We start from the raw sequence: 12692 nt of genomic DNA on the forward strand, positions 1-12692 counted from the left end.
GATAGGCGGATATTTACCATGCCATTCCCCGAATCGCGATCGGCGTTTCCACAGCGGGAACAAAACCCGACTCTTTTAAATCTAATCATTACAGGATGCCGGTGAGTCCCCGTCGGAAAAGATAGAGTTTCTGTCTAAAGGCTATATTCACCCCCATCTGGAAATCCATCGGGATTTTTTTCAGATTCTGGTTCAAACTGTCCCTAATCCTAAAATTTTATCCTGGGTTTGTCTGTCCCCCTATTTTTTTTAATGAAGCTAACTCCCTTGACCCCTGCTTTCTTTCCCCTGTGCCCTATGGCAGCATTCCTGACATCAAAACTGGGTATTTTTTCATCTTAATATCTCCTCTGGCTACCCTGGGTCCTTTTAACTATTTATAGAAAATTGAATTTTCTCTCTTTAAAGCAAAACGTAGCTAATCAGATTTAAACGAAACTACCCATTGAATAAAATTAGGATTCAATCATTTTCCTAATTAAATTTTAGCGGTTATAAAGAGTATTTATAACAAAATTTTTCATGGGCTTCAATTGAATTTAGTTCTGAGGATTTATGAAAATAATTTCCGTGGAATTGCGGAGAGTTCCCCTGGATTTGTAGGGTAAGCTAAACCCAGGAAAATGAATTAAAAATATTGTAAAGAGCAATTTTCTCCTGAGCGTTAACTCAATTATCCTTATTTGAGACGCGGCCCCAGATGACATCTAAAAACCGGATTGAGCTTGTAAGAAAATGGAAAGTTTTTTTCTCCCAAAAATTAGGGATAGTTCCTAAGAATAACCGAGGCGATCGCCGCCCAATCCTGAAACCGGGAAGCTTAAATTTTAGGGAACTGTCCCCCCCCCCTAAATCGAAACAATGTGGGGGATTGTTACCCGCCTTTACCCCAAAAAGGCATCACTTAAAACAGCTATTGTTTGCATTAACCTACGGAGATTTGCTATGAATCCTGAAGAGACCGTCCTAGAAGAAACTACCGAAGAAACTGCCACAGTTACGACCACCAACACCCAAGAAACTGCCGCACCCAAAACGATTACCGTTGAAGTGAGTAGCTTCACCGGAGATACTGCCAGTGGTAAACTGATTCTCGAAGAAACCGCCGCAGGCATTAACGTCACCGTGAAAGATGTCACCCCAATGGCAGACATTAGAGGTGTATTTTTCAACCTAGCTGATGATTCTTTACTCACTGGATTGAAAATCTCCGGCAGTAACGTCACCAATTCCGCTTTTGGATCGAGTGGAAGTATTAGTGGGGATGCAAATGTTACCCCAAAATCCTTTGAGGGGAACGTAGAAATTGGCACCTCCGGAATCGGCAAAGACGATATTACTACCACCAGTTTTACCCTCTCCCACGAATCCGCAACCTTGACTTTGGATCAGTTTTTAGGTCAAAGTTTGGGATTACGCCTCACCAGTGTGGGAACGGACGATCGCGGAGGCAGCAGCAAACTCGAAGGTATCGCACCCACCACATTAACGGAAGTTGTGCCGGAACCCGAGGAAACCCCCGAAGAACCCGTTGCCGAAACCGAAACTGATGTCGAAGAAGTAGCAGAAGAGGAAGTCACCACCACTGATGAAGGTGATGATGTTGCCGAGGATGTAGAAGTCACCACCGATGAAGGGGATGATGTAATCGGCGATGACGGTGATGATGACATTGATGATGGCGAAGCCGTTGATGAAGGTGAAGCGGTGGATGATGGCGAAGCCGTTGATGAAGGTGAAGCGGTGGATGATGGCGAAGAAATGGAAATCGACGACGATGCGGATGTCGATCCGGAAATCAAAGAACTGGTTACCGCTTATTGCGATGAAGAAGAATATTTAGCGGCAAACCCGGACGTTGTTGAAGCTGTCGAACAGGGTTTATTCGAGAGTGGGTTACAACACGCCTACACATTTGGATATAAAGAGGAACGGAAAATCATCGTCGGGTTTGATGCTACTTTCTATGTAGAAAGTAATGCAGATGTCAAAGAGGCGATCGCCAGCGGCAATTTTGAAAGCGGACTGCATCATTTCCTCAAGGCTGGCTGCAAAGAAAATCGCTCTCCCAACCTCGCCTACAACGAACAAGAATATCTAGCCAGTAATGCAGACGTAAATGAAGCCGTTCAAAGCGGAGAATTTAGCAGCGGCCTCAGTCACTGGCTGGAACATGGACGCTATGAAATTCGGACCTTCAGCAGCTTTTTCAGCGGCCAATTTTACGTGCAACAATATAAAGATGTTGCCCAAGCCTTAAAAACCGGCAAGATTAAAAGCGTCTTCTCCCACTTCTTAAATCATGGCATCGTTGAAGGACGAATCCCCAGCGAATCTTTTAATCTTGAGAGTTACTTACAACAGTATCCAGAAGTAGCTGAAGGCATCGAAAACGGTCAATTCTCTAGTGCCATTGCTCACTTCTTCCAAGTTGGATTCTTAAGCGGATTCCTGCCGAATCCCCCCATGCCAGAACCCGAAGCAGAAATGCCGACGGATGAGGATGATGTAGAAACTGAAGAGACCACCGACGGTCCCCCCATTGTCTTCAATACGCCGCCTATTCCGCCGACAATCCCGGGACAACAACCCACCGATGGCGAACAACCCTCTGACGAAGACGATCCTGCACTGACGGAAGAAACCGAAGCGATCGCCAAAACAGGTGTCTTTAACTCAGATTTCTTCCTCTCTCAACTGCCGGAACAAATCCGCCAACTCATCGGCGCAGGCAAGCAATTCAGCAGTGCGATCGAATACTACCTCCTCGAAGGACAATTCGATGCAGAAATCAGCCAGAAGAGTTTCAGTCCTTTATTCGATTTGAAATTCTACTTAGAGCAAAATCCCCAAATTAAAGAACTCATTGAATCTGGGGAATACGAAAGCGTCCTCGACTACTTCCTGAAAGTTGGACAAGCTCAAGGCGATGTTCCCACCCAGTTCTTTGATGCCGAATACTTCTTACTGCAATATTCAGAAGTTCAACAACTGATCGCCAGTGGGAAATATACCAGCGTCTTTGAATACTTCATGCAAGAAGGCTTTGCAAAAGGCCAAAATCCCCTCCCGGAATTTGATGCAGAATTCTATATAGAACAATTAGAGAAATATGCAGCAGAAAATCCGGACTTCGAGATGCCGGAAATTCCTTCCGGTGCAACCGAAGCGCAAAAATTCCAGATTGCCTTTACCCACTTTTTGAGTATCGGCATCGAAATTGGCATCACCGCCAGCGCCACCTTCAAGGAAGAAGTCTTCTTACAGCAGCTAAGTGAAGAAGAAAAAGCCCTGATTGGAGAAGGCAAGCAATATCCCAGCGCCTTTGCCTACTACCTCAAAGTCGGAAAAGAAGAAGGACTGCTTCCCTCCTCTGATATCACCATTCCCGAATGTGCGAACTTGGAAGAGGGTTTAGAACCCAGCCAGTTTAATGCCAACAACGCCATCATCGGCACTGAAGAGAACGATGTGCTGTTAGGTGCTAAGAACAAAGATGTGCTTCTTGGCGGCGAAGGTGGCGATACCTTAATCGGTGACAAAGGTAAATCCGTACTCTTTGGCGAAGCTGGGGATGACTTGCTCATTGGCAGCAAGAACAAAGACACCCTGATTGGTGGCGATGGTAACGATACCCTGATCAGTAACAAAGGTAAAGACTTACTCATCGGGGGTATAGGGGATGATTTAATCATCGGTGGGGACCAGAAAGATACCCTCTGTGGCGGTGAAGGCAACGACACCCTCATCGGCGGCGGCAAAGGAAAGAGCTTGCTCATCGGTGACGAGGGGAATGACTACCTCTATACCAGCGGTGGCAAATCCGATAGTCTCGTCGGTGGCGAAGGCAGCGATACCTTTATCCTGGATCTGAGTGCAGACAAAGGGAAGCACCGGAGCACGATTTTCGACTTCAATGCGGAAGACGGCGACAAAATCGAACTCGTCGGCAGCACTTTGACTGCGGAACAAATTTTAAGTTCTGCTCAAGTGAGCGAAGTTGAACAAACCGCTGAAGATGGAACCGTCACAACCAAGTTCCTGAGCGTACTCAATTTCAGTGCAAAAGGCGCTGTCAATGTTTGGTCCGATGTAGCCCTATCTGCCACCGATATTGCCGTCGTCACGACCCCCAGCATCAGCGTAGAGGGTGTGGAAATGCCTGACGTGGAAGAGTTGACCCAAGTCAGTAAGCTGTTTGATACTAAGTTCTATCTGGCCACCTATTCTCAGGTAACAGAACTGATTACCTCCGGAGAATACAGCAGTGCCTTAGACCACTTCCTGCAAGTCGGTAAAGCTGAGGGTCTCAGTCCTAATCCCTTCTTTGACGAAGCGTTCTATGTGGATCAATATCCGGAAGTCGCCGAACTGGTTGCCTCGGGAGAATATACCAGTGCCTTAGACCACTTTATGAGGGTTGGACTCTCTGAAGGTTTGGTTGGCAGTGCGCTGTTTGAAGAATCCTTCTATCTGGAGAAGTATCCAGAAGTTGCCGAACTGGTTGCTTCTGGGGAATACAGTAGCGCCTTTGCTTACTTCGTGCAGGTTGGATTCTCTGAAGGACAGGTATCCTGTGAATTCTTTGAAGAGGAATTCTATCTCACTCAGCCCGGTGTCACAGCGGCGATCGCCTCTGGTGAATACAGCAGCGCCTTCGCTCACTTCGCTGAAGTCGGACTCCCCAGCGGTTTAATTGCTACCTCTGAATTCAATATCGAATTCTATCTCTCCCTACTCGATGAAGAAACCAAAGCACTCATCGGTGAAGGTAAAGAATACGCCAGCACCTTTGAACACTACATCGAAGTGGGTCAATTTGAAGGACTGATCACGGTTGCACCGGATACGGCCCTAGAGTCTGTGCCGAGTTGTGAGGATCTGGAACTCGAAATCCCGGCGATCGATAGTATCAACCCCAACGGCAAGAATGTCCTGATTGCCGACAGCGATGACGGTGTAAGTCTGACCGCAGCAAAACGCATCGACGTTCTCATCGGGGGTGAAGGGAACGATTCCCTCATCGGTGGTAACCGCAAAGACATGATCTTCGGTATCGCTGGCGATAACTTCATCGAAGGGAACAACCAACAGGACACCCTGATTGGTGGTACAGGCAACGACTCCATCTTTGGTGCCAACGGAAATGACCTCCTGATTGCTGACCTAGAAGTGTTTGAAGCCTTGATGAACGGTGAAGAATTGATGCCACCCGTCACGGAAGGTGAAGTCACGGAAGATGATGCAACACTTGCTGAAAGTGAAGTCACTGAAGATGATGCAACACTTGCTGAAAGTGAAGTCACTGAAGATGATGCAACACTTGCTGAAAGTGAAGTCACTGAAGGTGATGCAACACTTGCTGAAAGTGAAGTCACTGAAGGTGATGCAACAATTGCTGAAAGTGAAGTCACTGAAGATGATGCAACAATTGCTGAAAGTGAAGTCACTGAAGGTGATGCAACAATTGCTGAAAGTGAAGTCACTGAAGGTGATGCAACAATTACTGAAAGTGAAGCAGTTGTCGAAGATGACCTCGAAGGCGACGATGCCGACGATATGCTGATGGGTGGCAATAACTCCCTACAAGGCGGCAACGGCAAAGATACCCTAATTGGTGGTACGGGTAACGATAGCCTAATGGGTGACAATGGCAACGACTTCCTCTGTGGTGTTGCCGGGGATAACTACCTAGATGGTGGGAATGGCAAAGATACCCTGATCGGTGGGATGGGTAACGACATTCTCATGGGTGGCAACGGTAAAGACTTGCTCAGTGGCGGCGAAGGTGACGATACCCTGTATGGTGGGTCTGGTAAAGATACCCTCGTCGGTGGTAAAGGTGCAGATGTCTTCATCTTAGATGGCGATGCGCTCCTCGATGATATCGAAGAAGGCGAAGAGGGCGAAGCAACCGAGAAAACTGTCCGCAAGCAAGGCAAAAAGCAAGACGTGATTTTGGACTTCAATGCCGAAGAAGGTGACGTCATCAAGTTTGCGGGTGCTGCGTTCGGGATTAGCAATCTCTCTGATTTGTTTGATGCCACCAATACTACGGACGATTTAGGGATTTCTTCGTCTACCCTTGAGTCCGGACAGATTGTTTCTAAGATTACCTTTAGTGCGGAATACTCCCTAACGGTGTTCTCTCAAGTTGAGATTACGCAAGAGAGCTTACTGCTGATGTAAGGTGAATCTGAACTGGAAGCATCAGAATCCAGTAATCGATAAATAAGGCGATCGCATCCGTATTACAGCGGGTGCGATTTCTTTTTGTACCCCCTGAAGTCCCTCCATCCTCCTTCCGTTAAAATTGAGACAATCCCACCGTCAACCCCGACAATATGCGCGAAAATCAACTTAAACGCAAACTCCAACAAGGGGAAACCGTTCTCGGCCCTTTTATTAACTGTCCCTATCCCGCCTTTATTGAAATTTGTGGTCATGCCGGATTTGACTTTGCCGTCATTGACCTAGAACATGGCCCTTTACATATCCTCGCTGCGGAAGACCTCTGTCGCGCTGCCGATTCCGTGGGACTGGCCCCCATCGTCCGGGTTTCTAAAAACGATGCCTCTCAAATTCAACGCGCCCTTGATATTGGCAGTGCCGGGGTCCAGGTGCCCCAAATTGAAACCCAAGCGGATGCTGTGGCGGTGATTCAGGGGGCCAAATATAACCCTGTCGGGACCCGTGGTCTGTCCTTTGGCACCCGCGCTGGTGCATACACCTCTGCGGGTACGAATATCACCGATCGCCTGAATGCCGAATCCCTCGTAATCGTTCATGTCGAAGGTCAAACCGGCATCGAAAACTTAGCCCAAATTGTCACCGTTCCCCATATTGACGTGATTTTTCTCGGTCCTTATGACCTCTCCCAATCCCTGGGAATTCCCGGTCAAGTGGAGGACCCGCGAGTTGTGGACTTGATGAAACGTGCCGTCACCACCATTCGCGATGCAGGCAAGGCAGTGGGAACCTTTACCACCACCCCGGAAAGCGCGAAACAGTGGATGGAGGTCGGGGTGCAGTATATTGGGTTAGGCATGGATGTTAGCATTTTTTTCAAAGCCTGCCAGTCCTTGGTCAAAGCAGTTCGAGGTTAAAGTCACTTTCTTTAAAAAATCTGAAATCTATCGGGACTGGTGCAGTCCTGTTGCACGATGGAATTATGGTTCGATCTGCGATCGGGTCTGTCGTCTTTCTTTCCGTTCTCTACCCTAACATCAGGAGTATAATCAATCATGTTATATGACGTTCCCGGTCGGGCCGACCCCATCATCAGTAGCGATCTCCTCGAACAGTGGAATCAAACCATCCAAGACGCTTACGATCGCCTGGGTAACTGGAAAAATCGCTTTTTCACCCTCGACCCCAGTTCTCTGAAAAATCCCGTCCGTGCCCCCATTAAATGGTTTGGCGACCCTGCGGAACCTGCATTTTGTCTAGATGAACCCACAGCTAAACAATTGTGTGACTGGGGCGTTCCAGGTCGGCATATTCTGCACAATGAATACTGTGAATATCGAATCCTTGAGAAACCCGATCCCACAGGAAAAAAGCGCCCGAAACGAGTGCAAGTCACCACGGAACTGCGGGAATATTGGGCTTGTATTGCTAAATTTGATCCCGTGGCGGTTCGGGCAATGGTGGAGAATGTCCTGGGATTTCTCCCCAGTTGGGAAGCTCTTTACGGTGTCAGCGACCCGTCTAAATTAAGTCCACGTCAGCGAGAAGTTGCCTTTTCTCGACTGGTTGCAGGTCATGGCAACAACCAGGAGTTAGTCTCGGCGGGGGTTCCTGAACAACCAGTCGGGGCCTTGAATCAAGACAATGCTCTGTTTATGACCCATCCGATTAATGGCTTGGATGATTTGCTATATATTGTGATGTTTGGAGCCGCGCCCTATGTGATTCGCACCGAGACGGGGCTGAAATCCGCCATCCGAGAACAAATTTTCCGGCAATACAATGTAGAAGGGTTGGCCTGTCGTCATGCGGACCCAGCCGCCGCAATGGGGGCGCAGGGGGCGGCGATGAATGGTCAGACGGTGGCATTTGATAATCCCCTGGGAATGTATATTTTATCGTTTAATCACCCGGTTTTCAGATATCAAGACCAACCTGTTCCCCAGGAGTGGATTCGCTTCAGTCGAGGGGAAAAAGATATGTATCAACGGTTGGAGTTTGGCCCGAGTGACACCGATGAAGCATTTTTAGATGATATTGTTGTGGAAGTTGGATCAGATATTAAACCCTTAACCGGGGGTTTTCAAGTGTTACAACAGATTGAAATTGGACCGATTATTGTGGTAGGAGAACCCACTCCAGTGGCCGAAGATGAGTATGTGATTCTCCGGACAAGTTCAGAACCGATTCGCTGTCGAGACGCGGGGATTTGCGATCGCATTTATCAATTAAAACAGCAGTATGATACCCAACAAAAAATTGGTCGCGTTGGTCCTCGGCAAATGGGCGTCATTTCTTAACCCTTACTTTCAGCAACATTAACTCATGACACCACAACTTCAAGAAGGCATCTATCACGCACCGGGAGTGCGACCGGATCAATGTTTTGGAATCATGTTTCTTCGCGCTGCCAGGGGGTTAACTGCGCCGGAAATTGGCACGGCATTTCAAACCCTGTACTCAATGTATCAAAACCTCAAACAAGGCAAAGTTAGGGATTTACCCGATTCTCCGGTTCCCAGTGGGAATTTAACGGTTTTGGTGGGATATGGACCTAATGCCTTTAAACTGGCGGATGGGGGTCGAACACTCCCCCTAGATTTAGGGGCAAAAAATCAGTTTCGTTCGGCTCGTCCTACGGGTGGCGGTCCGTTACTGTTGGGTTCGGGGTTATCTTATGCGGATGATGTTCAATTTAATCCCGCAACGGAAGAAATTGCCATTCAATTTATTGCTAAAACTGAACTAGCGGTGAATCGGGCGGTGGTAGAAACCTGGAAAATTTTACAGGATTTGACTGACCCGAAAACCGGGGAATCCCCTTTGTTAATTACCCGATTTTATACGGGTTTTCAGCGAGATGATGAGCGAAGCTGGATTGATTTTCATGATGGAATTTCTAACATGAAAAGTTCCGAACGAATTCAGGCGATCGCCATTAAAGAGGACCAAACTTCCCCGGAAGACAAATGGACAGTCGGCGGAACTTATCTCGCCTTTCTGCGATTGCCGGTGGATCTCACTGTCTGGCGCAAACTCACTCGCCAGCAACAAGAAATCATCATCGGACGAGATAAACTATCGGGATGTCCCCTAGAGACAATTGATAATGATGGCAATCCAGTAGTCCAAACGGGTTGTCCGTTTACCGGAACCCGAGAAGTCACCACCCCGGAAAACCAAGGGTATCGAGAGTTACCTCGGGTGCCGTTGGAGTCGCCTTTAAATGCGAGTCACACTCATCGCGCCAATCAAAATAAGGCGGAAGATGTGGGTTCGCGTAATTCCCTGCGGGTGTTCCGGCAAGGGTATGAATTCTTAGAGGCGATCGATAGCACTCCGGGTTTTCGCGCTGGGTTAAACTTTGTGAGTTTTCAGGATACTCCCGAACGATTATTACGGATGTTGACGCAACCGACTTGGTTAGGTGGGGTGAATTTTGGCGGTGGGGACAAGGAGCAATTGCCAGGAATGGAACGGTTTATTAACGTGCGTGCAGGAGGTGTATTTTTAGTGCCTCCCGTGGTAGAAGGGGAGGCATTTCCCGGCGCGAAAATTTTTGGACTCTGATACTCCATCTTTTATCCGTAGAGGATGGAGTCGCCAAGGGTATCCCAAAATCTTCGCTAAAATCTCACCCTAGGGGAATGGGTGACGGGAGCAATCAGGCTAAAATTACAGAATAAATCGCAAGTAGGGGTTGAGTGGATGGGTGTTCAAACGGAATTTGAAGGCGATCGCATTGAGCGGTTTCGCCAATTGCAAAGTCAATTGCGCGATCGCTGGCAAACTATCGATGAGTTTGATCGCGGGGATAATGATATTTTAGTCGTTCCCTCCCTGTCTCTTGATAGGCGGGAATTGTTAAAAATTGACGGGGTACATCACTATGAAGAGCGGAATCTCTATTCCCTGATTCGGTTGAGAAACCCTCGCACTCGCCTGATTTATGTGACATCCCAACCCTTACATCCCACGATTGTCGAATATTATCTACAATTATTGCCCGGAATTCCCTTTTCTCACGCTCGCGATCGCCTGTTGCTATTTTCGACTTACGATACCTCCCCGAAACCCCTAGCGCAAAAGATTTTAGAACGTCCCCGTCTAATGGAGCGCATCCGGCAGGTTTTGCGCCGAGATAAATCCTACATGATTTGTTTTAATTCTACGGAGATTGAACGCGAGTTATCAGTCCAGTTAGACATTCCTTTACTGGGATTAAATCCGGAATTATTGGAGTGGGGTACAAAAAGCGGTTCTCGCCAAATCTTTGGGGAATGTAATATTCCCCATCCGCCGGGGAGTTTATCAGTTTGGACAGTTCAAGAGTTGGCAGTTGCCACAGCAGACTTATTAGCGAAAGAACCCAATTTAAAGCGGATTGCCATCAAACTCAATGAAGGGTTTTCCGGGAAAGGAAATGCCATTTTAGAGGTAAACTCCCTCTATGAAATTGCACCGGAACAGCGGGTTTCTACCATTTGCGATCGCTTTGAAACCATGAACTTTCAAGCAGAGGAAGAAACTTGGGCTAATTTTTCCAGTCGCATTCCTGAATTAGGCGCAATTGTGGAAGCGTATATCGAAGGAGAGGACAAGCGATCGCCCAGTGTGCAAGGGCGAATTCTCCCTAATGGTGAGGTAGAAATTCTCTCCACCCATGACCAAATTCTCGGCGGTAGTGATCAGCAGATTTTCCTCGGTTGTCGGTTTCCCGCCGATGAAGGATATCGACTGCAAGCGCAGGAACTGGGGATGCGCGTGGGTCGAAATTTAGCCGCTAAAGGCGCATTAGAACGGTTTAGCGTGGATTTTTTAGCGGTTCAGCGTCAGGAGAACACTCATCCAATCTGGGATTTGTATGCGATCGAAATTAACCTTCGCAAAGGCGGCACAACTCATCCTTTTATGGAACTCAAACTGTTAACCAATGGCCGGTATAATTTATCTACTGGATTATTTTATAGCCAAACCGGACGCCCTAAATATTATTTCGCCACGGATAATCTGCAAAAAGAGCGCTATCGAGGATTACTGCCGAATGATTTAATGGATATTATCGCTTTTCATCAACTTCATTTTGATAGCTGTACCGAAACCGGGACCTTATTTCATTTAATGGGATGTCTTTCGGAGTTTGGTAAACTGGGATTAACTAGCATTGGTAATTCCCCCGAACAAGCTGAATCGATTTACAATCATGTGGTGAAAATTCTCAATAAAGAAACCGGAGGAAGTGGCACCGATGACGAGGGTATGTCTGCAATCACTCCGGCGATCGCCTCCCCGGGAAATTTACACTAAACCACCACAGGGTTATGAAAATTAGAACCATCACCACCGGGATTTCCTTAGCATCTTCCACGGATAGCGCCCCTATTCAACAAGCCGCGCAATTTAACGCCCAAGCGCAACAAGAGTTAGAAACTCAAGGCTACGAAGTCCAAACCACCCGCATTTCTACCCAATCCTTTGAGCAGTATTTACCCGGATATACCCTCTTTGAAATCCTGGACAATTTACAAAGACTCGAAGAGATTTGCCAAACGTTAAATTTGGATTTTTTTAATATCGGATATGCCAAAAGTCCGGAAATTATTTCGGTAATTCCGGCAATTCTCAAAAGAACAGAAAAAATATTTTGTTCTAGTACAATTGGCAATGTCCAAGATGGAATTAATTTTGAAAGTCTGCAAGCCTCCGCGCAAACCATTCACCGCATTTCCACGGAAACCATTAAGGGATTTGGCAACTTTCGCTTTTGCGCGGGTGCAAATTGTCCTCCAGGAATTCCCTTTTTCCCGGCATCCTACCATGAAGGCAAGGCTAGTTTTTCCATTGGATTAGAATGTGCCGATTTACTCACTGAAGCCTTTTCTAAATCTAGGACTTTACTCGAAGCGGAAACAAATTTAACGGAAATTTATGCAAAACATCTCATCAAACTAGAGGGAACTGCCGCTAAACTCGCCCAGGAATTTCAGATTTCCTATCAGGGAATAGACGCATCCCTCGCCCCCTCCCTGGACAAAACTAATAGTATCGCCTACGCTTATGAACAATTAGAATTAGGTCAATTTGGGCATTCTGGAACCCTAGCCATTTCGGCCCTCATCACTCGGGTGATTAAAAAAATTCCCGTCAAATTATGTGGATACTCGGGCTTAATGTTGCCCGTTTGTGAAGATGTTGGACTGGCAAAACGCGCCAGTGATGGAAACTACAATTTAACCGATTTATTGTTATATTCTTCGGTTTGTGGCTGTGGATTAGATACGGTTCCTCTACCGGGAAATATCTCCATTGAACAGATTGAAGCAATTTTACTCGATGTTGCCAGTTTAGCGATAAAATTAGATAAACCGCTATCAGCGCGATTATTTCCCATTCCTGGGAAACAAGCGGGAGAAATGACGGAGTTTAATTCTCCCTATTTAGTAGACGGCAAAATTTTCAACCCTCAACCCAGAATGAATCCATCCCGATAAATTCTAAAGCGC

General features: G+C 47.0%; 6 protein-coding genes. All 6 read left to right on the top strand.

The window, feature by feature from the left end:
- Positions 1-945: 945 nt before the first annotated feature.
- The 6 genes from NG792_RS16285 to NG792_RS16310 all read left to right on the top strand — a co-directional run bounded on the left by NG792_RS16285 (position 946) and on the right by NG792_RS16310 (position 12680).
- Entirely contained in the window at positions 946-6189 is a 5244-nt protein-coding gene (locus NG792_RS16285; protein ID WP_261236076.1) for a calcium-binding protein, read from the top strand.
- Positions 6190-6344: 155 nt separating this feature from the next.
- Positions 6345-7106, top strand: coding sequence for an HpcH/HpaI aldolase family protein (locus NG792_RS16290; RefSeq protein WP_261236077.1), 762 nt, complete (start codon positions 6345-6347; stop codon positions 7104-7106).
- A 138-nt stretch (positions 7107-7244) separates the two neighbouring features.
- Positions 7245-8489 carry a DUF8225 domain-containing protein gene (locus NG792_RS16295; RefSeq protein ID WP_261236078.1) on the top strand — a complete coding sequence of 415 codons (1245 nt, stop codon included), beginning with the start codon at positions 7245-7247 and terminating at the stop codon, positions 8487-8489.
- 25 nt (positions 8490-8514) lie between these two features.
- Positions 8515-9759 (top strand): Dyp-type peroxidase, encoded by a 1245-nt coding sequence (locus tag NG792_RS16300; protein ID WP_261236079.1) that lies wholly within the window; start codon positions 8515-8517, stop codon positions 9757-9759.
- A 138-nt stretch (positions 9760-9897) separates the two neighbouring features.
- Positions 9898-11496: a peptide ligase PGM1-related protein gene (locus NG792_RS16305; RefSeq protein ID WP_261236080.1), complete on the top strand. Its 1599-nt coding sequence runs from the start codon at positions 9898-9900 to the stop codon at positions 11494-11496.
- A gap of 14 nt (positions 11497-11510) precedes the next feature.
- Positions 11511-12680, top strand: a complete 1170-nt coding sequence (locus NG792_RS16310) for a DUF711 family protein (RefSeq protein ID WP_261236081.1) — start codon at positions 11511-11513, stop codon at positions 12678-12680.
- Positions 12681-12692 lie beyond the last annotated feature (12 nt).

Source organism: Laspinema olomoucense D3b, assembly GCF_025370785.1.
Lineage (GTDB): Bacteria > Cyanobacteriota > Cyanobacteriia > Cyanobacteriales > Laspinemataceae > Laspinema > Laspinema olomoucense.

Coding starts and splice junctions, on each gene's coding strand:
- NG792_RS16295 (WP_261236078.1), top strand. CDS start 7,245: ATGTTATATGACGTTCCCGGTCGGGCCGACCCCATCATCAGTAGCGAT.
- NG792_RS16290 (WP_261236077.1), top strand. CDS start 6,345: ATGCGCGAAAATCAACTTAAACGCAAACTCCAACAAGGGGAAACCGTT.
- NG792_RS16300 (WP_261236079.1), top strand. CDS start 8,515: ATGACACCACAACTTCAAGAAGGCATCTATCACGCACCGGGAGTGCGA.
- NG792_RS16305 (WP_261236080.1), top strand. CDS start 9,898: ATGGGTGTTCAAACGGAATTTGAAGGCGATCGCATTGAGCGGTTTCGC.
- NG792_RS16285 (WP_261236076.1), top strand. CDS start 946: ATGAATCCTGAAGAGACCGTCCTAGAAGAAACTACCGAAGAAACTGCC.
- NG792_RS16310 (WP_261236081.1), top strand. CDS start 11,511: ATGAAAATTAGAACCATCACCACCGGGATTTCCTTAGCATCTTCCACG.